The organism is Candidatus Dormiibacter sp., assembly GCF_050999135.1.
GTDB lineage: Bacteria > Chloroflexota > Dormibacteria > Dormibacterales > Dormibacteraceae > Dormiibacter > Dormiibacter spiritus.
Genome location: NZ_JBPCPN010000029.1, coordinates 78,256 through 102,141 on the forward strand (window position 1 = coordinate 78,256; position 23,886 = coordinate 102,141).

General features: G+C 67.8%; 28 protein-coding genes and 1 pseudogene. 8 read left to right on the forward strand and 21 right to left on the reverse strand.

The window, feature by feature from the left end:
- Positions 1–41: 41 nt before the first annotated feature.
- Genes ACR2MZ_RS07910 through pxpB form a run of 5 tightly spaced genes read right to left on the reverse strand, consistent with a single transcriptional unit; the run spans position 42 to position 5,202 of the window.
- Complete coding sequence (locus tag ACR2MZ_RS07910; RefSeq protein ID WP_434004522.1) at positions 42–1,358, reverse strand: cryptochrome/photolyase family protein; 1,317 nt, start codon at positions 1,356–1,358, stop codon at positions 42–44.
- Complete coding sequence (locus ACR2MZ_RS07915) at positions 1,358–2,344, reverse strand: YihY/virulence factor BrkB family protein (protein WP_434004523.1); 987 nt, start codon at positions 2,342–2,344, stop codon at positions 1,358–1,360. The genes ACR2MZ_RS07910 and ACR2MZ_RS07915 overlap by 1 nt, the downstream gene beginning before the upstream one ends.
- Positions 2,345–2,372: 28 nt before the next feature.
- Positions 2,373–3,572: a CaiB/BaiF CoA transferase family protein gene (locus ACR2MZ_RS07920; RefSeq protein ID WP_434004524.1), complete on the reverse strand. Its 1,200-nt coding sequence runs from the start codon at positions 3,570–3,572 to the stop codon at positions 2,373–2,375.
- Positions 3,572–4,525 (reverse strand): 5-oxoprolinase subunit C family protein, encoded by a 954-nt coding sequence (locus tag ACR2MZ_RS07925; RefSeq protein ID WP_434004525.1) that lies wholly within the window; start codon positions 4,523–4,525, stop codon positions 3,572–3,574. The genes ACR2MZ_RS07920 and ACR2MZ_RS07925 overlap by 1 nt, the downstream gene beginning before the upstream one ends.
- Positions 4,522–5,202 (reverse strand): 5-oxoprolinase subunit PxpB, encoded by a 681-nt coding sequence (gene pxpB / locus ACR2MZ_RS07930; protein ID WP_434004526.1) that lies wholly within the window; start codon positions 5,200–5,202, stop codon positions 4,522–4,524. The genes ACR2MZ_RS07925 and pxpB overlap by 4 nt, the downstream gene beginning before the upstream one ends.
- A 288-nt stretch (positions 5,203–5,490) precedes the next feature.
- Here pxpB and ACR2MZ_RS07935 point away from each other — a divergent pair, with 288 nt between their 5' ends.
- A complete protein-coding gene (locus tag ACR2MZ_RS07935) occupies positions 5,491–6,327 on the forward strand; it encodes a CE1 family esterase (protein WP_434004527.1) in 837 nt (278 codons plus the stop codon).
- Positions 6,328–6,349: 22 nt separating this feature from the next.
- Here ACR2MZ_RS07935 and ACR2MZ_RS07940 read toward each other — a convergent pair whose 3' ends face one another.
- From ACR2MZ_RS07940 to ACR2MZ_RS08000, 13 genes are all read right to left on the reverse strand, one after another.
- Positions 6,350–6,757, reverse strand: coding sequence for a VOC family protein (locus ACR2MZ_RS07940; RefSeq protein WP_434004528.1), 408 nt, complete (start codon positions 6,755–6,757; stop codon positions 6,350–6,352).
- 225 nt (positions 6,758–6,982) lie between these two features.
- A complete protein-coding gene (locus ACR2MZ_RS07945; RefSeq protein WP_434004547.1) occupies positions 6,983–8,236 on the reverse strand; it encodes a bifunctional folylpolyglutamate synthase/dihydrofolate synthase in 1,254 nt (417 codons plus the stop codon).
- A complete protein-coding gene (locus ACR2MZ_RS07950; protein ID WP_434004548.1) occupies positions 8,233–9,066 on the reverse strand; it encodes a bifunctional 5,10-methylenetetrahydrofolate dehydrogenase/5,10-methenyltetrahydrofolate cyclohydrolase in 834 nt (277 codons plus the stop codon). The genes ACR2MZ_RS07945 and ACR2MZ_RS07950 overlap by 4 nt, the downstream gene beginning before the upstream one ends.
- Before the next feature lie 5 nt (positions 9,067–9,071).
- Positions 9,072–10,211, reverse strand: a complete 1,140-nt coding sequence (larC2, locus tag ACR2MZ_RS07955) for a nickel pincer cofactor biosynthesis protein LarC2 (protein ID WP_434004529.1) — start codon at positions 10,209–10,211, stop codon at positions 9,072–9,074.
- On the reverse strand, positions 10,208–10,561 hold the full coding sequence (folB, locus tag ACR2MZ_RS07960; RefSeq protein ID WP_434004530.1) for a dihydroneopterin aldolase: 354 nt from the start codon (positions 10,559–10,561) through the stop codon (positions 10,208–10,210). The genes larC2 and folB overlap by 4 nt, the downstream gene beginning before the upstream one ends.
- 50 nt (positions 10,562–10,611) lie before the next feature.
- Positions 10,612–11,061, reverse strand: a complete 450-nt coding sequence (locus tag ACR2MZ_RS07965; RefSeq protein WP_434004531.1) for a hypothetical protein — start codon at positions 11,059–11,061, stop codon at positions 10,612–10,614.
- Positions 11,058–12,311, reverse strand: coding sequence for an ABC transporter permease (locus tag ACR2MZ_RS07970; protein ID WP_434004532.1), 1,254 nt, complete (start codon positions 12,309–12,311; stop codon positions 11,058–11,060). The genes ACR2MZ_RS07965 and ACR2MZ_RS07970 overlap by 4 nt, the downstream gene beginning before the upstream one ends.
- Positions 12,308–13,009, reverse strand: a complete 702-nt coding sequence (locus ACR2MZ_RS07975) for an ABC transporter ATP-binding protein (protein WP_434004533.1) — start codon at positions 13,007–13,009, stop codon at positions 12,308–12,310. Before ACR2MZ_RS07975 ends, ACR2MZ_RS07970 begins: the two co-directional genes overlap by 4 nt.
- The gene (locus ACR2MZ_RS07980) at positions 13,006–14,532 is read right to left on the reverse strand and encodes an efflux RND transporter periplasmic adaptor subunit (protein ID WP_434004534.1); all 1,527 of its coding nucleotides are present in this window, start codon (positions 14,530–14,532) and stop codon (positions 13,006–13,008) included. Before ACR2MZ_RS07980 ends, ACR2MZ_RS07975 begins: the two co-directional genes overlap by 4 nt.
- Positions 14,529–15,230, reverse strand: coding sequence for a hypothetical protein (locus ACR2MZ_RS07985; RefSeq protein ID WP_434004535.1), 702 nt, complete (start codon positions 15,228–15,230; stop codon positions 14,529–14,531). The genes ACR2MZ_RS07980 and ACR2MZ_RS07985 overlap by 4 nt, the downstream gene beginning before the upstream one ends.
- A complete protein-coding gene (locus tag ACR2MZ_RS07990; RefSeq protein ID WP_434004536.1) occupies positions 15,230–15,715 on the reverse strand; it encodes an anti-sigma factor family protein in 486 nt (161 codons plus the stop codon). Before ACR2MZ_RS07990 ends, ACR2MZ_RS07985 begins: the two co-directional genes overlap by 1 nt.
- The gene (locus ACR2MZ_RS07995; RefSeq protein WP_434004537.1) at positions 15,712–16,251 is read right to left on the reverse strand and encodes an RNA polymerase sigma factor; all 540 of its coding nucleotides are present in this window, start codon (positions 16,249–16,251) and stop codon (positions 15,712–15,714) included. The genes ACR2MZ_RS07990 and ACR2MZ_RS07995 overlap by 4 nt, the downstream gene beginning before the upstream one ends.
- 255 nt (positions 16,252–16,506) lie before the next feature.
- Entirely contained in the window at positions 16,507–16,704 is a 198-nt protein-coding gene (locus ACR2MZ_RS08000) for a helix-hairpin-helix domain-containing protein (RefSeq protein ID WP_434004538.1), read from the reverse strand.
- 106 nt (positions 16,705–16,810) lie between these two features.
- Here ACR2MZ_RS08000 and ACR2MZ_RS08005 point away from each other — a divergent pair, with 106 nt between their 5' ends.
- From ACR2MZ_RS08005 to ACR2MZ_RS08020, 4 genes are all read left to right on the forward strand, one after another.
- Positions 16,811–17,326, forward strand: a complete 516-nt coding sequence (locus ACR2MZ_RS08005) for a hypothetical protein (protein ID WP_434004539.1) — start codon at positions 16,811–16,813, stop codon at positions 17,324–17,326.
- 79 nt (positions 17,327–17,405) lie between these two features.
- Positions 17,406–18,290, forward strand: a complete 885-nt coding sequence (locus ACR2MZ_RS08010; protein ID WP_434004540.1) for a DUF4097 family beta strand repeat-containing protein — start codon at positions 17,406–17,408, stop codon at positions 18,288–18,290.
- Positions 18,287–19,258 carry an ATP-binding cassette domain-containing protein gene (locus tag ACR2MZ_RS08015; protein ID WP_434004541.1) on the forward strand — a complete coding sequence of 324 codons (972 nt, stop codon included), beginning with the start codon at positions 18,287–18,289 and terminating at the stop codon, positions 19,256–19,258. The genes ACR2MZ_RS08010 and ACR2MZ_RS08015 overlap by 4 nt, the downstream gene beginning before the upstream one ends.
- Positions 19,255–20,046, forward strand: coding sequence for an ABC transporter permease (locus ACR2MZ_RS08020; protein WP_434004542.1), 792 nt, complete (start codon positions 19,255–19,257; stop codon positions 20,044–20,046). The genes ACR2MZ_RS08015 and ACR2MZ_RS08020 overlap by 4 nt, the downstream gene beginning before the upstream one ends.
- Positions 20,047–20,136: 90 nt before the next feature.
- Here the strand turns inward: ACR2MZ_RS08020 and ACR2MZ_RS08025 are convergent, their stop codons facing one another.
- Entirely contained in the window at positions 20,137–20,541 is a 405-nt protein-coding gene (locus tag ACR2MZ_RS08025) for a type II toxin-antitoxin system VapC family toxin (RefSeq protein WP_434004543.1), read from the reverse strand.
- Entirely contained in the window at positions 20,538–20,816 is a 279-nt protein-coding gene (locus ACR2MZ_RS08030; protein WP_434004544.1) for a FitA-like ribbon-helix-helix domain-containing protein, read from the reverse strand. The genes ACR2MZ_RS08025 and ACR2MZ_RS08030 overlap by 4 nt, the downstream gene beginning before the upstream one ends.
- Positions 20,817–20,903: 87 nt before the next feature.
- Between ACR2MZ_RS08030 and ACR2MZ_RS08035 the strand changes: the two are divergent.
- The 3 genes and pseudogenes from ACR2MZ_RS08035 to ACR2MZ_RS08045 all read left to right on the forward strand — a co-directional run.
- Positions 20,904–20,975 (forward strand): annotated as a pseudogene (locus tag ACR2MZ_RS08035) (FitA-like ribbon-helix-helix domain-containing protein); the annotation flags it as partial.
- 28 nt (positions 20,976–21,003) lie between these two features.
- A complete protein-coding gene (locus ACR2MZ_RS08040) occupies positions 21,004–21,150 on the forward strand; it encodes a hypothetical protein (protein WP_434004549.1) in 147 nt (48 codons plus the stop codon).
- Positions 21,147–21,542: a type II toxin-antitoxin system VapC family toxin gene (locus tag ACR2MZ_RS08045; protein WP_434004545.1), complete on the forward strand. Its 396-nt coding sequence runs from the start codon at positions 21,147–21,149 to the stop codon at positions 21,540–21,542. Before ACR2MZ_RS08040 ends, ACR2MZ_RS08045 begins: the two co-directional genes overlap by 4 nt.
- A 795-nt stretch (positions 21,543–22,337) precedes the next feature.
- On the opposite strand, the gene ACR2MZ_RS08050 is transcribed toward ACR2MZ_RS08045, so the two are convergent.
- On the reverse strand, positions 22,338–23,027 hold the full coding sequence (locus tag ACR2MZ_RS08050; protein ID WP_434004546.1) for a DUF6308 family protein: 690 nt from the start codon (positions 23,025–23,027) through the stop codon (positions 22,338–22,340).
- Between the last annotated feature and the right edge of the window lie 859 nt (positions 23,028–23,886).

A 23,886-nucleotide genomic window follows, 5' to 3' on the forward strand; every position in this document is an offset into this window, starting at 1 on the left:
TGAGTCGGCCCCCCGGGGCAGCTTTGGTGGCGCGGCTGCCATCAGCGGATTCGGTGGCGGAAGTCGCGGGCCGCTTCGGCGTGATCGACGATGCGGGGCGGGTAATCGAGCGGCGGGTTGATCAGCGGATTCCGCAGCCAGGGCTCATGGATGTCCCGATCGTCGAGGGCGGCGAGCTCAGGGACGTACCGTCTGACGTAGACGCCGCGCGGGTCGAAGCGCCGGGCCTGAAGCGTCGGGTTGAAGATGCGGTAGGGGCGGCTGTCCGTGCCGGTCCCGGCCACCCACTGCCAGTTGAGCGAATTGTTGGCGACGTCGGCGTCGACCAGCAGGTCCATGAAGTGGGCGGCGCCGTCTCGCCAGTCGATGCCGAGATCCTTGGTCAGGAAGGAGGCGACCAGAAGTCGCGCTCGGTTGTTCAGCCAGCCCTCCTCGCGAAGCTGGCGCATGGCTGCGTCGATGACCGGATAGCCCGTGCGGCCCTGCTGCCAGGCGGACAGCAGAAGGTCGTCGTGGCGCCACCCGCCGCGGGGCCGGAAGTCCTCCCGGCCGAGGTTGGGAAAGGCCGCCGTGAGTTGATAAGCGAAGTCGCGCCAGCAGAGCTGCCGGGCATAGGTCTCCGCGCCCCGCTCGAGCGCGCGGACCGCCACCTCGAGCGGCGAGAGACAGCCGAAGTGAAGGTCGGCGCTGAGGCGAGAGGTCTGCGCGCCCAACTGATCGTGGAGTTCGCCGTAGCTGTCGATGGGGCCGGCGAGCCACCGTTCCAGCCGCTCCCGCGCGGCCGACTCTCCTCCCCTGAGCAGGTCAGGCGAGCTGTCAGCTGTGGCTTCTGGCTCTGAGGAGGCCAGCCCGCTCACGAAGGTGTGAGGCCGCGGCGCAGACCCAACCTCACGCCAGCGCTGCGCCCGCCAGCGCCGGTAGTAGGGGGTAAAGACAGTGAAAGGGCCTCCTTCGCCGGTCGTCAGCTCGCCCGGCGGAACCACGGTAACGCCGGGGAAGAGCCTGAACTCGATTCCTGCATCTCGACAGGCGGTCGCCAGCGCGCCTTCGCGCCGCCGGGCATAGGCAGTCACGCCGGCGCTGAGCCAGACCGTCTTCGCATCCGCCTCGCGGGCGGCGCGCAGCGTCTCGTCCACGATGTCGCCGCGCCGCAGCAGGAGGGCACCGCCGAGCGCTGAGTCCAGGTCCCTCAGCGATTCCCGGAGCAACTGGCTGCGGTTGGGGCTGGCAAACCGGGCCAGCCCGCGGTCGTGGACGAACAGCGGCAGGACTGCGTCGAAGCAGCGACAGGCCGCGGACAGGGCGGGGTTGTCGTGCCGGCGCAGATCGGCGGTGAAGAGGACGCAGCCGGTCGACATCAGCGCGCTTTCAGCGCGCCGTACATCCCAATTCCCACGGCGACCAACCCGTATACAGCCCGCCTGAGACGGGACGGCTGCGGCGTCAGAACGTCAGCTCCCGCGCTGACTGCCGGGTCTCCGTTCCGCAACGGATGCGACGCGCGATCCGCCGCCAGCACGGCGTTCACCTCACACCCGATCATCACTATCGTGCCCAGGAAAAAGAAAAAGGCCAGCAGCACGAAGAGCAGCGCAAAGTTCTTCCCGTACTGGTTGAGCCCTGGATTGAGCTTGGCGTAGAGCGGGAAGAGCAGCGTCAGCAGCTCGAAGCCGACGCCGGCGACGACGGCGCCGGGCCAGATGATGCTCCAGCTGAGCGGTCGGTTCGGCACCACCCGGTAAATGATCAGGAACAGCACGAAGCCGGAGACCACTCCGAGCACCACCTGAATGACGTAGGCCGCCACACCCTGGTTGAGGGCGAACGGCACCTGAGGCAGCGAGTAGATGAGGGGCAGCAAGGCGGACGTGCCAACCGCTACTACCGCGACGACTGTGAAGACAAGCATCATGACCAAGGACATGAGCTTCTGCGGCACGGGGTCACGGCGCCGGCACTTGAACGCCTGGTCGAAGGCCGCCTCCATGGCGCCGAACAGGTTCGAGGCCGTGTAGAGAAAGCCGAGCAGGGCCGCAACGGCTATCAGTCCGCTCCGTTCTTGAAGCGCCGCCAGCGCAGCCTCGGCCTGTTGGCGCGATTGGAGATCGCCGGGGATAATCTGGACTGCGAGCTGATCGATAGCGTTCGCGCTGACGTGCAGCTGGCCCAGGATGAAGCCGGCCACGGCGGCCAGCGCCAATACGACTGGAAAGATGGCGCTCAGGGCGTTCCAAGCAATGATGGTGGCCCAGTTGGGTCCGTCGTCGTGGTTGATGTACTTGTCGAGCACGCGGGCGGGGAACGTGGCGAGCACCCCAGCCAACATCCGCTTCGCCCCTTCCATAAGCTGCTCGAAACGTACCCGACCGGGCCTACCGCTCCGGCGAGCTGATCACTTGCTGCTCGCGCAGGTGGCGCAGCTCTTCTTCGCTGTATCCGAGCAATTCCAGAACTGCCAGCGTGTGTTCTCCCAGCAGCGGTGCCGAGCTGTCGCGGCAAGGGGGCGTCGTCGCCAGCCGCATCGGCGAGCCGAGCTGGCGGACAGTGCCAAGGGTGGGGTGGATGCCTTCCCAGAAGTAGCCCCGAGCATTGAGATGGGGGTCTGCGTAGACCTGGGCGATGTCCTGGATGGGCGCGCAGGGCACTCCTGCGGCCTCCAGCACCTCCAGCCAGTGCGCCACCGGCGCGGTCGTGGTGACCGCCTCGATCTGCGCGATCAGCTCTGAGCGATCCTCGAACCGACCGGCGTTGGTGGCGTAGCGCTCGTTGTCGAGCAGCGGCTCGAGACCCAGGGCGTGGCAGAAGGCCGGCCAGTTCCGCGGGGTGGTGGCGCCGATCGTCACCCAGCCGTCGGCCGCCCGAACCGCCTGGTAGGGAGCGTTGTTCTGGTGCGCGGAGCCGTTTGGGCCAGGAACCTCCCCTGTCGCAAAATACTGGCCCGCCTCCCAGATGGTGAGGGAGACGCCGGCTTCCAAGAGGGAGACGTCGATGAACTGGCCCTGACCGGTCTGATCTCGCGCTCGCAGAGCGGAGACGGCGGCCAGCGCACCGTACAGAGCACAGACCAGATCACAGATAGGCACACCCACCTTGAGCGGATCGCCACCAACCTCGCCTGTGATGCTCATCAGTCCAGAACGGGCCTGGGCCATGATGTCCAGCCCGGCCAGCGGCGCCAGCGGACCGTCCTGACCCCAGCCCGACACCGCCACGTAAATCAGTCCTCGGTTGATCTCGGCCAGGCGGGCATGGTCCAGCTCCAACCGAGCCATTGTCCCCGGGCGAAGGTTCTCGACCACCACGTCGGCGCTCTCGACCAAACGCCTGAACACTGCCTTGCCGGCCGCGGGCTTCAGATCCAGGGCCAGCGAGCGCTTGTTGCGGTTCAGGCGCAGGAAGGGCGAGCTCTGGTCTCCCAGAAAAGGCCCTGCCTGGCGAACCTCATCGCCGCCCGCCGGGTTCTCCACCTTGATCACCTCGGCGCCCAAGTCGGCCAGCTGCATGGTGCAGAAGGGAGCGGCCATGTAGTTGCCTACCTCGACCACTCGGATGCCCTCCAGCGGACCGTGCATCAGCGGATTCGGTCCAGTGCCGCCCAGCGGCTGCGGTACTCGGCTTGGGCGGTCTCGACGCGCGTCTCGCGAAAGCGCAGAGACTCACCTGGCAGCAACTGGGCGGCCAGGGTCAGATCGCAGCGGGCAACTCCGCCCACCACCGGATAGCCGCCTGCGGTCTGGCCGTCGGCCATGAGTAGGATGGGCTGACCTGACTGCGGCAGCTGGATGCAGCCGGAGGTCAACCCGAACGAGACGACATCGGCGCCGGTGGTGGGCAGCTGGGGTCCTTGGAGGCGGTAGCCCATGCGGTCGGCGTCGGAACTTACAGTCCAGGGCTGCCCGAAGAGCAAACGCTTGCCAGCCGCTTTGATGCGGCCCAGCTGCGGGCCGGCCACTGTCATCAGCTCCGGCTCGGTCGAATACGGAGGCCGGTAGGGCTGAGGCAGCTCCCGGCCGGCTACCAGCGGACGCGGCGCAGAGCCTGCGCGGTGGAGGACGTCCTCTCGCTTCAGCGGCCGGCCCTGCAGGCCACCCCTGCCGATGAGGACGTAGGTTGCCGCGGAGCCCAGCCAGCGGTCGGCCGCCAGCCCGCCGGCCACCGCCACATAGGCGCGGGCACCCCAGCGCCGGCCGCCGAAGCTCAGCCGGTCACCGGGAGCGCAGAAGAGGCCTGTCCAGCCGGGGACCGCGCGTCCGTTCAGGGTGGGCTCGAAGTCAGCTCCCGTGACAGCCAGGACGCAGCGGTCGAGGATCTCTAGCGTCGGACCTGTGAGGGCGCATTCCAGCGCCGCAGCACCTGCGGGGTTGCCCACCAGCAGATTCGCCGCCGCCAGCGCAAAGCGATCCATGGCGCCGCCTGGCGGAACTCCGGCGATGCGCCGGCCCGGCCGGCCCAGGTCCTGGATCGCGCTGAACACTCCCGGCTGCTCGACCTTGAACTGCGGCGCCTGGTCGCCTGTCTCGTTCACGCCGGGAAGAACCTTATGCGGTCGCCGGTGCGCAGCAGGCAGGGCGGATCCGAGTTGGGCAGGAAGACCTTGACGTCAGTGCGGCCGATCAGGTGCCAGCCGCCCGGCGAGGGCAGCGGGTAGATGCCTGTCTGGGCGGTGGCGATGGCGACGGAGCCGGGCGGTACCTGCTTGCGCGGCACCTTTCGCCGGGGCAGTCGCAGGCGCTCAGGGAGCGGACCCAAGAACGCCCAGCCGGGCACGAAGCCGACCATGAAGCAGCGGTAGGTGGTTTCCGAGTGCAGCCTGATCAGCTCCTTCACCGGCAGCTCCAGCGTCTGGGCAGTCTCCGCCAGGTCGGGGCCGTCATAGAAGACGGGTATGCGGTGCAGCCGGCCCGGCGGCACGCTGTCGGCGCGGGTGCCGGAGAGCTTCTGGACTGCGGCGGTGAGGCCCCTGGCGGTGATCTGCTCGGGGTCGTAGTGCACCACAACGCTGGCGTACCCGGCTATGGCCTCTCTGACGTCGCGGCGAGCCTGGAGGAGTTGGGCCAGCTTGATCGCCCGGCTGTTGAGCGCAGTGTCGACGCGCTGGCCCAGCTCCACGTAGAGGGCAGCGTCGCCCAGTGGGGTGATCTTGAAGCGGCGGCTGCTGCGGCCGGACTTGGCTTGGGTCTCGGCCTCCTTGGCGCGGGGCACGTGACAAGGATGGCGCAGTCGAGGAGAGGCCGCCGCCGCGCGGGCCGAGAGCTTGCCTAATGCGCCCCGTGACCACCGACGCTGAGCGACCGCTCAGGGACCGGGCGTTCGAGATATACCCGCGGTTACCCTGACGGTGTGGGGCGGCTGACAGGGCCGTGGCAAGTCGTCAGTGTGCTAGCGGTACTTCTGGCCGGTTGCACAGGTCAGCAGGCCGCGCCGGGTTCGGCAGCACCTCGAGCGCAGCCTTCGACCACCGCGGCGCTCAGGTCTCCAGGCTGCGGGAAGGTGGCCCCCACGCCGGCTGGCGCCGACCGGTCGTACAGCATCCCGATCGCTCCGACTCTCGCCAACGGGGCTGCTGAACGGACGGCCATCGTCCATATTCCGGCCGGCTACCGCCCCGAAGTGCCGGCTCCGCTGATCGTGGAATTCCATGGCGCCGGCCCCGCCGCTACGGCCGCCGACTATGAGCAGGGCTCGCCCCTCCGCCAGATATCGGACAGCAAGGGCTTCATCGACGTATTCCCGCAGGGCCTCCGCGCCCCCAACGGCAACCTCGCCTGGAACGCCTACGGTCCGGTCCTGGTCAAGATTGCCGAGATCCCCTTTGTGGACAGGCTCCTCGACACGATCGAGAGGGAATACTGCGTCGACGCCGGCCGCGTCTACGCGAGCGGCGCCTCCAACGGCGGCAACATGGTCAACTACCTCGCCTGCCGTGACGCGAGCCGGTTCGCCGCAGTGGCTCCGGTGGTGGGACCGATGTTCGGTCAGGACGACGGGCCGTGCCGCCCCTCCCGGCCGGTGCCGATCATCGACCTTCACAGCGTCAACGATCTCCTCGTGCCCTATGGCGGCCATCCAGGACCGCCGGCCTACGACTTCCCCCTACCAGCCGTGCCCGACTGGCTGGAGGGTTGGGCCCAGCTGGATGGCTGCCGCTCTGCGCCCCCCGCGACGGCCGGCGCAGACGGCGTCCAGGTGCGAAGCTGGAGCGCCTGCCGAGGCGGCGCTCGGATCGTCACCTACGCCACCCTGGCTGGGCATGGCTGGCCGCAGAGCCTCGATGGACGACCGGCCGCCGAGACTGTGTGGGGATTCCTGTCCTCGTATCGCCTTTAGGCCCGGCCTTTCAGGATTGACGTCAGTCGGCGCGCGGTCGCTCGGCCTCGGCTAATCCGGGCTGCTGATAGATGCCCAACACGTTCCCCGCGGGGTCGCGGAACCAGGCCACTTTCTCCTGCGCGTTCTCGTCCACCGGCTGCACGATCTCGCCGCCAGCGGCTTTGATCGCGGCCACAGCGGCGCCGGCGCTCGCGACCATGACAGAGACCACCAGGCCGGGCTCGGTCGCCGCCGGTCGGCCCAGCACCCACATTCCGCTGACTCCTCCGACGGTGTCATCGAAGGCGACTCGGCCGCCGTCGTCGTGCCGAATCGCCCAGCCGAAGGCCCGGTGGTAGAAGTCGGCAGAGCGGGAGATGTCGGCCGCGGGTATCTCGATGTAGCAGATCTTGCCGGTTCGATAGAGCGGCTGCGCCGAGCTGGTCATATTGTCCCCTCCACGATAAAACGTTGTGTTCTCCCGCGGATTCAGCCCCAGAGAGATGGCTCCGTCAGCCCAGTGCTGCATGAAACCGCGCCGTCAGAGCGCTATCCCCGGCGTTCCTACTTCCTTGCTCAGGCCGGCTCGAATCCACATTTGGCGAGAGGCGGACCCCCTCGAAACCGACCCTCAACCACCAGGGTTGGACGTGTCGGCAGTCGACCCCACCCCTCAGCTGAGCAGCTCTCCGACCAGGTAGAGCGAACCGCAACCCAGCACCCAAGCGTCCGACGCCGATTCTGCCTGGGCTTGGCGCAGGGCGGCTGCCGCGTCCTCCACAACGCTTGAGCGATGCGGCCACATGGCGGCCAGGTCCGCCGGGGCGAGCGCCCGCTCCCCCGCGCTGGCGGCGCGTGTGAACACCACCAGGGAGGGCTGCAGGTGGGAGAGCTCGTCCAGCACCGCGCCCACGTCCTTGTCCTTCATGGCCGCGAAGACGACGACGAGCCGAGCGTCTCCGATCAGCTTGCGCACTTCCCGGGCCAGGCGGCGCATCCCCTCCTGGTTGTGAGCGCCATCCAGCAGGGTGCGCCCGTCGAGGAGCTGCAGGCGCCCCGGCCACTCCACCTCGGCCAGGCCTGTCCGCACGCTGTCCGGGCTGGCGTCACCCAGTGCGTGCGCTGCCGCCACCGCCAGCGCGGCGTTCTCCGCCTGGTGGGTGCCGAGAAGACGCGTACGCAGGTCTTCGTAGTGGAAACCAGGTCCATTCAGATCGAACTCCAACCCCTCCCAGCCCTGGCGGCGAAGGCTGACCTCCAGCTCTTGACCGAGCCGCCAGAGGGAACGGGAACCGACCTCACGGCAGCGCCGCTCGATGACCGGCAGCGCCTCTGCGCTGGCGCCAGTGATCACAATGTTGCCGGGCTTGATGATCCCGGCCTTCTCGCCTGCGATCTGCTTTACGGTGTCGCCCAGGTACTGGCGGTGATCCTCGCTGACGTTGGTGATCACTGCCACGCCTAGGTCTAGCATGTTGGTCGAGTCCAGCCGGCCGCCCAGGCCCACCTCCACCACCAGCCGGTCGCTCCGGTCCCGGAACCAGCTCAGCGCCAGGGCGATCAGGATTTCGAACTCGGTAGGCGCGCCCGCCTCCTGCGTCACCCGGTCGAGCACCGGCTTCAGCGCCGAGAGCGCCCGGGCGAAGTCCGCCTCGGAGATCAGTCTGCCGTCGATCTGGATGCGCTCCGTGTAGGAGCGGAGGTGGGGGCTGATGGTGAGCGCCGTGCGCAGTCCTCTTTTGCGCAGGATCGAGGCCAGGAAGGCGGCCGTCGACCCCTTGCCGTTGGTGCCGGCGATGAGAGCGCCGCGCTTGCCGCGCTCAGGGTTGTCCAGCGCCTCCAGCAACGCCCGTGTGCGCTCCAGTCCCAGCTTGACAGCGAACCGCCCGGACTCGCTGAGATAGGCGAGCGCCTCCCGGTAGCTCAGGCCTGTCGCCGCCGCTCAGCCTCCAGCGTGTTCCACATGAGCATTGCCCGGGTCATTCGACCCACCCCGCCCGGAACCGGTGAGAGATGTCCGGCGACTGCCGCCACGGCTTCGTCGACATCGCCCCGGATCCTGCCGTCGACGCGATTGACCCCTACGTCCACTACCGCCGCCCCCGGCTTGACGAAGCCCTTGGTCACAAAGCCAGCTCTGCCCACGGCGACGACCAGCACGTCAGCCTCGCGGCAGACGCCGGCCAGATCGCGCGTTCGCGAGTGGCAGATGGTGACAGTGGCGTTCCTGGCCAGCAGCAGCAGCGCTACCGGCTTGCCGACTATGTTGCTCCTACCCAGCACAACTGCGCGCGCGCCCTCCAAAGGGATGCCGGCGTCGTCGAGCAGCCGCATGACGCCTGCCGCCGTGCAGGCCACCAGCCCTGGCTCGCCAAGCGCCAGCCTGCCCAAGTTGATCGGATGAAAACCATCGACATCTTTGTCCGGATCAACGCCCTCCACCACGGGTGTCACCGCCACCTGCTTGGGAAAGGGCTGCTGGACCAGGATGCCGCTGACATTCTGATCTCGGTTCAGCTGCTGAACCAGCTGCATGACGTCTTTGGTCGAGGCGCTGTCCGGCAGGCGGTGGTCGGAGGAGGTGATGCCCACCCTTTCGCCGTCCCGTCGCTTGCCGCTGACGTAGGATTCCGAGGCCGGATTGTCTCCCACGAGGACCACCGCCAGATGCGGCCGCCGGCCGCCCGCTGAAAGCAGCTCGGCAACCCCACGAGTCACGTCGTCCAGCACCCGCGCGGCCGACTGCTTGCCGTCCATGACCTTCACAAGCCGAGCTCCCGGCGCGCCAGCTCAGCCGCCACCCGCAGCAGGCGGGCGGTGCCCGCCGCGTCGCCGCCCAGCCGGCGACAGTCCTCGTACTCGGGCACAGCTTCGACCGGCCGCCCCTCCAGCTCCTTCACCTTCACCGTGACCTTGCCCTGCGGGGTCTCCACCTCGAGGAAGCGGCGTCCCGCCAGCACCCGACGGGCTGAGCTGAGTCGGACGCCCAGGCTGGAACTGCGCTCCAGGATCAGACGGGCCAACCGGTCGGCGTCCGCCGGCGCCGCCAGCGCCGCCAGCACATGTCCCGGCCGGCCCTTCTTCAGCAGCGCGGAAGTGATGGTCACGTCCAGAGCCCCGGCTGCCATCAGGTCCTCCAGCAGCGCAGCTGTCAGGTTGCCGGCCTGATCGTCCAGGTTCGTCTCGATGACTATGACCTGCGCCGCCTCCGGCACCGGCTGGCCGAGCCACAGAGCGGTGGCGTTGGCAGGCTCATCCCGGCTGCCGATGCCGTAGCCGACCCGGCTCAAGGCAAGCGCTGGGCGCTCGAACGTGGCGGCGGTCGCCAGGATCGCAGCCCCTGTCGGCGTCACCAGCTCCCAGGAGCGCTCATCCGGCTCCAGCACTGCACCGGAGCCCGCCAGGATGCGCAGGGTGCCAGGCGCCGTTCGGCCCCCGCGCGGCGCCGGCAGCGGGGAGGCGTAGACAGCGCCCAGCTTCAGCGAGTCCAGCAGCCAGAAGCTGCCGACCAGGTCGATCAGTGTGTCAGCCCCGCCCAGCTCGTGCAGGTGCAGCTGGTGGGGTGCTCGACCGTGGATCTTCGACTCGGCGGCGCCGATCAGGTCCAGAGCGCTCAGCGCCTGCTCGCGAACCGCCCCTGGCAGCTGCGCCGCCGTCACCACGCTCTTCAGCTCGGGCAGCTTGCGGCTCGGGCCTTCGCCACACTCGACCAGCACTCGGGTGCCGCCCAGGTGGCCTCGCTCTTCGTGCCGGGTGCTGACGCGAGCCTCCTGGCGGAGGCCGAGCGCGATCACCGTGCGCTGCAGCAGCTCAGGCTCTGCCCCGGCGTCAATCAGCGCGCCCAGCGCCATGTCGCCCGAAATGCCTGAGGGGCAGTCGAAGTAGCCGATCAAGCCGCTCACCTGCTCCGCCGGATCTCCACTGCAAAGCTGTCGAACTGTCCCTCTGCTGGCGGTGTCTTGCTGACGCGCACCACCGCCGCCTGCACGCCGCCGCGCGCGAGAGCCCGCTCGGCGATCCGGGCGGCGACGGTCTCCAACAGGTTGGCCGGCTCGCCCTCCACCACCTCTTTCACATCCGCGTACGCGTGGGAGTAGTTCACGGTGTCGGCCAGATCGTCGCTCCCCCCGGCCCGGGCGGTGTCAACCTCCAGCTCCAGATCGACGCTGAACCGCTGGCCCAGCTCCCGCTCGGCCGGCCGGTTTCCGTGGCGCCCGAAGAAGACCATGCCGTGCAGCAGGAGGCGGTCCATCGCCGCCATTGTCACCTCGAGCGGGATGCAGGCCCGCTCCCGGGCCCGTTCTAGGGCGAGGGGCTGGGGCCGCGTCCTCCGCCAAAACCGCCCCCGCCGCCCACGCTCACCACCTGAGCCGCGACCACGCCGTCAGGTCCCGCCTGGCCCACCACGCTGACGGTGGTGTCCTTCTTTAGATCGGTCTGATCGCCGGGAGTGGTCTTGGTGATGCGGGCGGAGCCGAGCGTGATCTTCACATCCTTGTTGGTGGTGCGGTCGTGGACGGTGATGGAGGTGCTGTCCACGGCGACGATCGGGCCCGAGATTGGCCGCGCCCCGCCGCCGCTGCCAGCAGTGCCAGCAGTGCTAGCAGTTCCGCCACCGCCGGTCGTGGCAGCGGCGGCCTGGGCCGCGACGGCACTGGAGGCGGGAGGGTGAACCTGGCCGTAGCGACCGCCGGCGTAGAAGCCGACCAGCACTCCGACCAGGACCAGCAGGGCGATGATGATTCGGTTCATTCATACCTCAGAGCGTCGATGGGATTGAGCGCCGCGGCGCGGTTGGCGGGATACATACCGAAGAAGAGGCCTATCGCGACCGAGACACCGAAGGCCAGGATGACCGACGGCGTCGACACGACCGGTGGCGGGACTTGGGTGGAGCCGCTGGAGGCGGCGAAGGCCGCGACCGCGACCGCCAGTCCGGCGCCCAGTACGATGCCGAGCAGACCGCCGACGCCGGAGAGGAACATCGACTCGATCAGGAACTGGATGAGCACGTCCCGCCGGCGCGCGCCGACAGCCTTGCGGATGCCTATCTCTCGTGTCCGCTCGGTGACCGTAACCAGCATGATGTTCATGATCCCGATCCCGCCCACCACCAGTGAGATTGCCGCAATCGAGCCGAGCAGCACTGTCAGGAGTCCGGTGATCTGGCCGAAGCTGTTCAGCAGGTCCTGTTGCGACTGCATCTGAAAGTCAGCTTGAGTGGGATCTGAGATGCGATGCCGGTTGAGCAGAATCTGCGTCGCTTCGCTCTGGGCGGCCGCGGTGGCGTCGCTGCTCGAAGCCTGGATCAGGATCTGATTGATGTTCCTGCCCCGACCGCCGGTCAGGTAGTTCCAGGCGGTGCTGATGGGCACCACTGCGACGTTGTCCTGGTTGCCCAGACCGCCCGAGCCCTTGGCGGCCAGAACGCCGACCACGCGGAACGACTGGCGCTGAATCTTGATCGACTTGTCGACTGCGGCGCTGCTGTCGCCGCCGAAGAGGTTGTCCACCACCGTCTGGCCCAGCACCACCACCCGAGCGCTGCTGCGCACATCACTGGCGCTGAAGAAGGCGCCTGCTGAGAGGTCGTAGTTGCGCACCTGCGCCCAGTCCTGGGTCGAGCCGCTCGCCGGCGCCGACCAGTTCTGATTCTGATAGGTCATCGTGCCGTTCGCCGTGGTGAGGGGAATGGCTGTCACGATGTCGGGCGCCTGCCCGTGATCGTTGAGCGCCGTCACGTCGTCCTGCGTCAGCGTCTGCGCCGTACCGAAGCCCTGGGCTACGCCGCTCGTGCGGCTGGAGGAGGGGAAGACGTAGATCACGTTCGAGCCGAGTGATTCCACCTGCTTTTGAACGGCCACGGAGGTGCCGTTGCCGAAGGCTACGAGCAGGATGACCGCCGCGACGCCGATGAGGATGCCGAGCATCGTCAGCGTGGAGCGAAGGCGGTTGGCCGAGAGCCCGGCGAACGCCAGGGTCAAACCTTCGCCTACGTTCACTGGGGTACCAGCTCCGTTTTGAAGCTGGATTGGCGGAGGTCGGTCACGATCAGCCCGTCCCTGAGCCGCACGACGCGCTGGGCAAAGCGGGCGACGTCCTCCTCGTGGGTGATCACCACCACGGTACGACCCAGTTCGTTCAGCTCCACCAGCACCTTCATCACCTCGAGGCTGGCGGCGGAGTCGAGATTTCCGGTCGGCTCGTCGGCCAGGATGATGGCCGGCTCGGTGACGAGCGCTCGGGCGATGGCCGCCCGCTGCTGCTGGCCGCCAGAGAGCTCGTTGGGCAGATGCTTGGCGCGGTCGCCGAGACCCACCGCCTCCAGGGCTGCCAGCGCCCGCTCCCGCCGGCCGCTGCCCACGCCGGCGTAGACCAAGGGCAGCTCGACGTTCTTCACGGCGCTGGTCCGAGGGATCAGATTGAACGCCTGGAAGACGAAGCCGATCTTGCGGTTGCGAATGGCGGCCAGCTCGTCGTCGTCAAGGCCGAGAACGTCGATGCCGTCCAGCACGTAGATGCCGCTGGTCGGCTTGTCCAGGCAGCCCAGGATGTGCATGAGGGTGCTCTTGCCGGAGCCCGAAGAGCCCATGATGGCGACAAACTCGCCGCGCTCAATGCGGAGGTCGATGCCCTGCAGGGCCCTGACCTGCACATCGCCAGTGCTGTAGAACTTGGTGACGCCTTCGATCTCGATCATCCGCCCAACCTGACGCCGCCACCAGCACCCCGGCCGGTAGTAGTCCCGCCGCCGGCGGGGAGTCGCGTCGATGGCAGTACCACGCGGTCCCCCTCGGCGACGCCGGCGGTCACTTCCGTCGAGGTGTCTCCAACCACACCGGTTTCCACTGCCACCCGCACCTGGGTCTTGCCGTCCTTCTGGAGGAGCGTCACGTAGTTGGTGCCACCGGAGCGGCTGATGGCGCTGTTGGGTACCGCAAGCACGTTGGTGGCCTGGCTCACCACCACTGCCGCGTTGGCAGTCATCCCTGACCTCAGGCTGGGATTGGCAGTGTCGAGCGTGAGCGTCACGTAGTAGTTGGTGACATTCTGGATGGTGGAGGAGCCGGGCGCCACCGCCAGGACATGGCCTGGCAGCGTCACCCCGGGCAGCGCGTCGAAGCTCAGACTGACCGTCTGGTCGGGCTTGACCTTGGCGGCATCCGCTTCCGCCAGCGGCGCCACCACCTGCATTGAGCTGCTGTTGTTGATGACTGCGAAGGCCGAGCCGCTGGAGGCGGAGCCACCGGTTGTGCCTGCCGCTCCAGCCGTGCTTGAGGAACTGGAACTGGAGCCGCTGCCCGCCGGTTGGGGTGCGGTGCTGCCCGGCGCCTGCGCGGTGGCTCCGCCGCTCGCGCTGACGCTCTCGCCGACCTGCCCGTTGAGGGCGCTGATGACGCCGTCGATGGGTGAGGTGAGAGTCGTGCTGTTGAGATTGTTCTGGGCCGTTTGGAGGCCGGCCTGAGCGGTGTCAACCGAGGCCTGGGCCGCCGCTATGGTGTTGGGTCGGCTGTTGGCGGCGCTGTTGACAGCGTCCTGAGCGGAGACCACCGATGCGCGCGCCTGGTTGATCTGATGCTGGCCGGACAGCTGATCGCTGGCCTGCTTGTTCTGTGCCTGGTTCAACGCTTGCTGGTCCTGGTAGCACTTGGAGCCTGCCGGCTGGGGCTGGCCGGCGCAGTTGTCGCTGTTGAACTGGTTCTGGGCATTGGTGACTGCATTCGCGTCCTGCTGGTTCTGCAGCGCCACCTGATTGACCGCGTCGTTGTATGCCTGCTGGGCGGCGGCGAGCTGATGCTGGGCCTGGGTCACCGCATTGGAGTTCTGAGCGGTGCTCAGGTTCGCTTCGGCCTGAGCCAGGCTTGCCTGGGCTTGCTGCAGGGCGGTCTGGTAGGTGGTCTGGTCGATGCGTGCCAGCACCTGACCCGTGTGCACCTGATCGCCCACTTTGACATCCACCTCGGTCAGTTGGCCTGACGCCCGGAATGCCACATTCTGCTGCTGGACCGGCACCACTGTTCCGGTCCCAGATACGGCGGCGCTGACGGTGCCGCGGCGGATCACCGTCGTGCGCGTGCCCCCGCCGCTGCTGCCGGGTGGGGCGATGACGTCATGGACGATGAGAGCCAACAGCGCAACTGCGACCAGCGCCAGCCCGAGCGCCAGCAGCCGGCGGCCCCGCCAAGCCTGGAGCCGGCGAGGGAGCGAGCGGGTCTGTATCACCAATTGAGATCCTCCAAATTCCAACCACCCGCCGAACCCAGCCGGGTGACAACCGCCAAGCCCAGTCCGGTCAGCCCAACCGCTACCAGGAGCAGCCAGCCGGCAAAGGGAACCAGGCCCGCATCGAGCCCTATCAGAATCGCCATCACAACCCCCAACCAAGGGTTGCCGCCGCCGAGCCGGCCGCGCAGCCAGCGACCGGCGGCCAGGGCCAGGGCCGCACAGCCGAAAAGCGTTGCGACGGCGAAGGCTGCCCAGACGATGGGAACGATATTCAGGAGCAAGAAAGTGGCGCGAAGCAGCTCCGTCGCGGCCAGGATCAAAAGCGTGGCCGAGATCCCTGCCGCGAGGAGTAGGACGACGAGGCGCGGGCTGACGCGCTCAGCCGCCAGCCGGGCGCGGCTTGAGGCGAGGGCGAGCATGGCGAGCGTCAGCAGCAGCAGTACGGCGCCGGTGGCGAGAAACCAGCCGAAGCTGAAGACACCTCCCGGGGAACCGAGGCCCCGGAACTCCAGGCGGCCTCCGCCGGTCCGCAGGCCAGGCAAAACGGGCAGCGCAGCCCGGGGCTGCAAACCGCGGGGCGGAGAGCCAGGGTGGGGAAACACCGAGTTCAGCACTGTCGCATCAGCCCAGGCCAGCACCAGGCCCGCTCCCACCAGCACCGCCAGCGCCAGCGACCAGCGCAAGGTGGGTGCCACTAAGTCCAGCGACGCAGGTTGCGGCTGAGCAATGACAGATGCCAGACGGCGAGGAGCGCTACGCCCAGGGCCAAAAGCAACAGGAATAGGTCCACGCCGCTGCCGCTCCCGAGAGACCGGCCCGGCTGCCAGCCGAGCGCTGCGTCCAACTCGCTCAGGGTGCGTTGACCCAGCCCGAGCAGGCCATCCAGGCCTGACAGGTACCAGAGGACGACCAGACCCAGCACCGCTTCGCTCGCCAGCACTCCCCAATCCTCGAGCGGGCGAGTCCGCGGCGCCACCCGCCGCAGCACCTGCGGCAGCAGGTCCTCCGGCAGCGCCGGCGTGGGCAAAGCCCGGATCCGGCTGGGCAGCGAAGCCGCCTCCTCGTGCTGCCGCCTGCAGGCGCCGCAGATCGCCAGGTGCTGCCGGACTTCCAGCAGGGCAGCGTCCAGCTCCCCATCCACAACCGCTTCCAGTCGGCTGCGCACCTCGGCGCAGGTCATGTCTGACCGTCCTCGGCCAAGAGCACCCGGAGCACCGCTCGAGCGCGATAGAGCCTTGACTTGACAGCGGCGGCGCTCAGGCCCAGTGCGGCGGCGACGTCATCCACCCGGAGGTCGGCCTGGTAGTGGAGAAGCAGTGGCAGCCGCAGCTCCGGGGTGAGATCCGAGATGGCTAGCTGCAGGTCGAGCTGGTCCGTCGCCGCTGAACTCATCCCTGAGTCCTCGAGCTCCTGGGCAGGCGCTGGACGGCGCCTCAGGTAGCTCGCAGCGACGTTGCCTGCCAGCTTCCAGAACCACGGCTCGAAGGGCCGGCTGGGGTCATAGCGCTGAAGCTGACGGTAGAGGCGGACAAAGATCTCCTGGGCCAAGTCCTGCGCCTCGTCCCGGTCCTGGAGGTACTGGTAGGCGAGTCCGAAGACCCGGCGCTGGAAGCGATGGACCACCTCTTCGAACGCGGGCAAATCACCGTGCTGAGCCAACCTGACCAAAGCCTGGTTGGCCGCCCGCGCCTGACCGCCGCCCTCATACCCGCTCATCGACAGCTCCAGAGCCACGTAGACCTATACACGACGGACACCAGTTTGGTTTCAGGCCGGCAGAAAGTCATCCCCGTCTGGTGAAGACCAAGCCCCAATCAGGGTTGGCAGTGCGGCAGACCGCCGTGGGTTTACGTGGGCTTTGGGCTGAGGGGGCAGTCGCGGAAAGAGCTGTCCCACAGGAGGGTCCGTAACTTACCGACTAGGGAATCCGCGCGACGGTCGCTGCCCAGTTCTTTCGCATGCCTGAAGGCATCAGCCGAGGGACATGCCCTGCTCTTGGAGAGCCTCCTGAAGTAGTGCCAACGCTTTCGGTCCCATTCCGTGAAGCTGTTTCAGCTGGGAGGCCGGCACGCCCGCCAGGTCTCTGAGTTGTGTGTATCCGGCAGCGGTGAGTGCCCGGGTGGCGGGTGCTGCAACGCCCTTGGGGAAGTCGACCTCCGGCGGTGTCACGGCGTGATGGTATCCGGAAGGAGGGGCGCTGCTGCAAACGAACCCCTGGCGTCGCGTGGGGCCACGTTGGCGTGCGGTGGCACCATAGTGGTGCTATTATGGCGTCATGGATCTCACGCCGTACGTCGAAAGTCTCCGCCATGAGCTTGCCGTGGCCGCCGAGGCCGGAGGGGAAGACGTTCGCGCACTGGCCGAGCGACTCACAGCTCCCCTGGAGTCGGCGGTGCGGCTCACCCTGCTGGACGCGCTGTCGACCGCGGCGGACGAGATCACGCGCGACCTCGCGCCCGGCTCGGTGGAACTCCGGCTGCGGGGCCGCGAGCCCAGTTTCGTTGTGACGCAGCCGCCCGCCGATCACCCGTTCGAGGGGAGTGACCTGGCCGCGTTGGGTGCCGCGCCCGTCACGGCGGAGGGCGAGGAGGGCGCGATGGCGCGGATCAACCTCCGCCTGGACGAACATCTGAAGGGACGGGTCGAGGCCGCCGCCGGCCAGGCGGGGCTTTCGGTCAACGCCTGGCTGGTACGGGCGGCCGCGGCTGCGCTGGGGTCCGACGCTCCCGGCCGCCTCTTGGAACGCCGCGCCGCCCGCTCCGGTGAGCGCTACACGGGCTGGGTGCGCTGAGGTGGGACACGACACCGCACGGCCAGTTGCTCGTCCCGTGAGCGGGATGCCCCCGCTGATCACATCGGGAGGAATCACCATGCCGACCTTCGACACCCCTGAGCCGATTTCCGTCGTGATCGAGCTTGTCGTCGGTGACGTCCGCATCACCGCGAGCGACCGCGACAACACAGTCGTGGAGGTGCGGCCAAGCGACGCGTCCCATGAGCCGGACGTGCGGGCCGCAGAGCAGACGCGTCTCGAGTACACGGCCGGCCGGCTGCTTGTCAAGGCGCCGAAGCAGCGGGCTCTCGGCCTGTTCGGCAAGGCCGGGTCGATCGACGTGACAATCGACCTGCCCGCCGGCTCGCACTTGCAGGGCGACGCCGCGGTGGCGACATTGCGCTGCGCGGGCCGCCTCGGCGAGTGCCGGGTCAAGATCGGGGCCGGCGACATCCAGCTCGACCACACGGGCACCCTCGACCTGAACACCGGTGGCGGCGCCATCGTCGTGGACCGCGTCGCGGGCGACGCCGAAGTCAGCACCGGGGCCGGCCGGGTACGCCTGCGCGAGATCGACGGCGCCGCTGTGATCAAGAACTCTAATGGCGCTACCTGGGTCGGCGTAGTCACGGGCGACCTCCGGGTCAACGCGGCCAATGGCGACATCACCGTCGGCCTCGGGAACGCCGAGGTCACCGCCAGCACCGCCAACGGTGACGTCCGCATCGGCGAGGTCGCGCGTGGCTCCACCTCGCTCAAGTCCGGCTTCGGACGGATCGACATCGGCATCCGGGCCGGTACCGCCGCACGCCTCGACGTGCACACGAAGTTCGGGAGGGTTCGTAACCACATGGAGGCCGCCGACAGCCCCGAGCCGTCCGACGAGGCGGTGGAGGTCAGCGCCCGCACCGGCTACGGCGACATCGTGATCCGCCGTTCCCTGAATCCCGGGAATGGACTCATCGACAAGGAGGCGTTATGACAACAACCACCCTCACCCGGCCGGCGATTTCGGTCAAGGGGCTGCGGAAGTCGTTCGGCGACAAGCTGGTACTCGACGGCATCGACCTCACAGTTGCCGAAGGCACGATCTTCTCGCTGCTCGGCCCCAACGGCGCCGGCAAGACCACCATCGTGCAGATCCTGTCCACCCTGATCACGGCCGACGCCGGCGAAATGCACATTGCCGGCAACGACCTGGCTACCGAACCCGACGCGGTGCGTGCCGCGATCGGTGTCACGGGCCAGTTCTCGGCGGTGGACGACCTCCTCACGGGCGAGGAGAACCTGATCCTGATGGCCGACCTGCACCACCTGGGCCGAGCCGAAGGACGGCGGCGCATCTGTGACCTGATCGAGCGGTTCGACCTGGTCGAGGCGGCCATGAAACCGGCTTCGACCTACTCCGGCGGTATACGGCGCCGGCTCGACCTCGCGATGACCCTGGTCGGCAGGCCGCGCATCATCTTCCTCGACGAGCCGACCGCCGGTCTGGATCCGCGCAGCCGCCGCACCATGTGGCAGGTCATCCGCGATCTCGTCGGCGACGGCGTGACGATCTTCCTGACCACGCAGTACCTCGAGGAGGCAGACCAGCTCGCCGATCGGATCGCCGTGCTCGACCATGGGCGGCTGGTGGCCATGGGCACGGCTACCGAGCTCAAGCGTCGCATCCCGGGCGGTCACATCCGACTTCGGTTCGCCGACGCAGCCGGGCTCGATTCGGCAGCGCGCACCCTGGCCGGATCCTCCCGTGACGACGCTGCCCTCACCCTGCAGGTTCCCAGCGACGGCGGGGTGCAGTCGCTGCGCAAGCTGCTCGACCGGCTGGACGACGATTCGATCGCGATCGACGAACTGTCGGTCCACCTGCCCGACCTTGATGACGTTTTTCTGGCGCTCACTGGCAATGCCAACAATGCCGAGCAGGAAAGGAACACCTCGCGATGACCAGCATGTCTGACGCCGTCAGCGACTCGACGACGATGCTGCGGCGCAGCCTTCGACACATCGTGCGCTACCCGTCCATGACCCTGATGCTGGTTGGGATTCCCATCGTGTTCCTGCTGCTCTTCGTCTACGTCTTCGGGGGAACTCTCGGCGCCGGGCTCGGCGCCGTGTCAGGTGGCCGAGCCGATTACGTCAACTACGTCGCTCCGGCGATCATCCTGATGACGGTAGCCGCCGTAGCACAGGGCACGGCGATATCGGTCGCGATGGACATGACCGCAGGCATCATCGCGCGATTCCGCACGATGGCCATCACCCGCGCTTCGGTGCTGACCGGCCACGTCCTCGCCAGCATGATCCAGACCATGCTCAGCCTGGCGGTCGTCATCGGTGTCGCGCTCGGCATCGGCTTCCGGCCTACGGCCGGACCGATGGAATGGTTCGCCGCGATCGGCGTGCTCGCGCTCATCACGCTCGCACTCACCTGGCTGTCGGTCGCTCTCGGCCTCATCAGCAAGAGCGTCGAGACCGCGAGCAATCTCCCGATGTTCCTGGTGCTCCTGCCGTTCCTCGGCAGTGGATTCGTCCCGACCGACTCGATGCCGGCGGGGCTGCGCTGGTTCGCCGCGTACCAGCCCTTCACCCCAGTCATTGACACGCTGCGCGGACTGCTACTCGGCGCTCCGATCGGCAGCAACGCGGCGATCGCCGTGGGCTGGTGCGCGTGTATCGCGCTGCTCGCCTACCTCTGGGCGAAGAGACTGTTCAACCGTCGCCCGGCACACTGAGCACGGCGGCGGTTCGCGAAGATCACGCCACGCAGAACTCGTTGCCTTCGGGTCGCCGACACCCCGCCGGGGCACCTCAGGCCGGACGTTTCAGGGGGTCGGCACGGCCAGGCGGATCTCACAGCGAAGACCGCCGACGCGGGTGAGTCGAGCGTCAGCGGTGAGCAGGGGACAATCGTAGGTTTCGGCGGCAGCAACGTAGGCGGCGTCGTAGCCGGTGACGCTCTCCCGGAGCTGCCACATCCGGGGAAGCAAGGGAGCGGTCCTCAGCAGTTCGATGGTCGAGGAGACCAGAGCGTCGAGGGCATCCTGAGCGCGCCGTCCGATGATCGTGCGTCGCAGGTGCAGGCCTCGTACGGCCGAGAACGTCTCGACGATGAGATGCTCGGGCGCAGCCCAGTGTGGGTCTCGAGCCAGTTCGGCTCGACTGCCCTGGCCGACTGGACCGTCATCGGTGAGCGCATTGGTGAGCGCGGACGCATCGACGATGATCAAGTGGCACCGTCGGCTGACCCGGGCCGGTTCCCTGACTCGGCGGCTCGCTCGGCCCGGGCGTGATCGAGCGCATCGGTGGCCTGCGCTACCGACAGTCGAGAACCGTCATCACGCCCGGCGAACAGATCCAACCGAGCCAGGTTCGCCGAGCGCCGCGCTTCGTCTTCCACCAGCGACAACAGAAACGCCTGGAGCGACTGCCCCTTGGCGCGCGCCCGCACCGCCAGCGCCTGTCGCACATCGTCGGGAACATCGCGAATCTGTAGCGCCACCATGCATGCAGTCTACATGCGAGTGGCGTCGTCGCGGTCGACAAGAGGGAGCCCCGGCCAATTGGACTATCGCAGTGATCTCATCGGCGCATGGATCTGTTGATCAGAAACCTTCCGGACGAGGTCCACGCGGAGCTGGCTCGCCGCGCGGCCGCGAGCGATATGAGCCTGCGCGGCCTACCTGTGCGGAGTGCTGACCGAACACGTGGACGTTCCCTCGATGGGCGAGTGGCTGCGACGCGTGCGAGGCCTCGGTCCGGCGCACGCCGGCGGCCTGACCGGGCCCGAACTCGTGGCCGTGGTCAGCGCCGAGGATGACGGACTCATCAGCCGTTGAGCATCGCCGTCATCGACGCCGCCACGGTGGTGGATCTGATCTGCGGCTTCCCAGCGGCCGAGCCCTACCGCGGTGCCCTCGCGTCCGCCACGGCGGTCGCTGCGCCGGCCCACCTCGACGCCGAGGTCCTCTCGGCGTTGGCCCACCTCGAGCGAGCCGGACAGCTGACTCGTGCCGCCGAACGAGTGGGGGCGCTGGCCGCGTTTGGGGCCAGGCGCTGGCCGCTGCGGCCCCTCCTGCTGCCCGCGTGGGCGCTGATGGGTCGGATCCCGACCCGGGACGCTCTCTATGTCGCCCTGGCCAGGTCACTCGGCGCCACTCTGATCACTTCCGACGCGCGCCTTCGGCGAGCTACCGCAGCGATCGTCGCCGTCGTCGAACCGGACGAGTAGGTCGGGTCGCGCCGCAGGCATCGAAGGCTGGGAGATGCAGCTCGGCTATGCAAAGCGCGCTGTCCAGCGCGCGGCGAACTGAACGGTCGGCTGCTTGCCGTTGACCCCCGATCGATCACGCGGAACAGCAGTGGCGCCGCCGACCCGGAGCCCGCCAGGCCAGTCTTCTGACTACGGCGCAGCCGAGGGCGGCACGTCATCCGCGGTGTGCACCAACAGCCGATGACCGAACGGCGCCACCCACCGAAACGTGCTCAGGCCTCGCTTCTTGCACCAGCAGTCCGGTGCGCACGGACAGGTCGCTGCACCCATGGCTTCAACGAAACGCCCAATGACAGCGAACAGCATGTACACCGATCCGGCGCCAATCAAGACCCGTCTCATGGGGCGAGCCTACCCTCGCCGCTACGATCCGCCGGACGCCGCCGGTGCACCGGCCAGCTGGACCGGCCCTGGGAGTTCCCGCTGCAGCGGGTGACGGGAATCGAACCCGCATCGTCAGCTTGGGAGTGCCGAGGCGCACACGTCTGGTTCTCGCCGACGTGCAGAACGGCGGTGCCTAAGCGCATTGAGCCCCGACTGCGTCGGCGCTGCGGAGTCTGTCGCCCTTCAGGAACCTCAAATCTCGATGCTGATGGTTGAACCTCGGTCGAGCACGACGACCTGACATTGGCTGACCGAGTCGGGCGCCGCTTGGTCCCCCGTCGCGACCAATCGAGCCGCGAGTACCTGCGGAGAACATCGTGCTGATGCACGGGTGTGTTGCCGCGCCTTTCGATGGGCTCCGTCCGGCTGCTAGCTGCCGGAGGTCGCCCGCATCCAGAGGATGACATCGAGCCATCTCAGCGGATAGGGATCCATCCTCACTTCCGGTTGCTGCACGGCCCGTTGCTGGCAGGTGTGGAGCTCGCTCACAAGTGCGTCATCGTTCATGAGCCGTCGGTAAATCTGCCAGTCGACCCCGTAGTTGTGCAGTGATGTGAGGCCGAGAAGGCTGCACACCATGCGGTCGCGGATCGGGAACAGCCGCGATCGCTTTCGCGCGCAAAGCTTGCCCGCGGTGACCCAGGGATCCCGGCCCAGCGTGGCCCTTACTCGCTCGTAGAGCGCGGACATTGCCTCGAGCGTGTCACTGCAAGCATCAGCCAGGTCGACGTCGTCGGGAACAGCCTTCAAGAGGTCGGTGAGCTTGGTGCGAGCCGGTCCATCATCGAGGATCAGTCGGGCGACGCGCGGCTTTGGTGCGGCGACGCTGAGTTGTGTGATGGCAAACAGGTCGGCGGTAGTGAATTCGTGTGAGACGACCGGAGATGCGTCTAGAAATGTGGACCCGGCATATCCGCCCGATGTCTTGTAGTAGCGGACAAGCCACTCGGCCGAGCGGCTATCCGCCACCGTCTGAAGAGCAGCCTCCTGTGCCGCGTCCCATAGCCCATCCGGCACGCTCGTCCATCCGGCGGGCACCGCATCATTGTCGTGGGTCACAGTTGCGGATTCTATGCCGGCGGCTCGCAGCCGTCATGGCCTCCGGGCCAACACGCATCAGTCCATCGGCGGAGCCAGCCCGGCCCGATGCTTCGCGCACTTTCCTCCCGAATTGCGTGCGTCGGCTCTTCGCGGTCATTTACGCCGGTCGCCAGCCGGCAGCAGTCCGTTTTGTCCGGTCGTCGTCGTAGTGGTTGCTGTATATTTGGCTGTACTCACCCGACGCGGCGAACTGCGACCTACGATCTTGGCCGTGACCGCTACGGAGCTTGTGGCCAGCCTTGTGGGGCTCTCGAGCTTGGCCCGTAGTGACCGTTTTGTTGGTTTTCCTCCTCCGGCGCCGTATGGCGCGCCTTATCCGCGAAGCAGGGGAACGCTTGAGTCACATTAGGGTGCCTGGTGGTGCCGAGGTGAGCTTCGCGACGAAAGGCGGCGGCAGACGTAGCAAGCGCGCTGGTGTCGGCGGCGTACGCGACGAAGCCTATTCAGGACCATCCGCGGATGGTCGACACGGTCCTGTTCTCGATAGCGGCGGCAAAGGACCGGGGAACGGACACGGACTGAGGGCATGACCTCGTCCTGGCGGCCCCTCGTGTCCGGGTCGCCGTGTCAAGGATCGGCGTAGCCGAGTCGCGAGCGACCGCCATGGGCGTCCTTGACGCGGCGGGTTGGATATGAAGATCGTCAAAGACGAGGGCACGCTCGGTTCGCGAGCAAACAGCGTGATGTCCTCCCTCTCTGCCAACCTGGGTTGAGGCACTCGCCCCCTGACAATTAGTGACCCGAGGGCGGGGATGGAGACTTCCTCGTTATGACGATGACCATGACCGTGCTCGACCGTTCGGCCGGGATCGCAGAT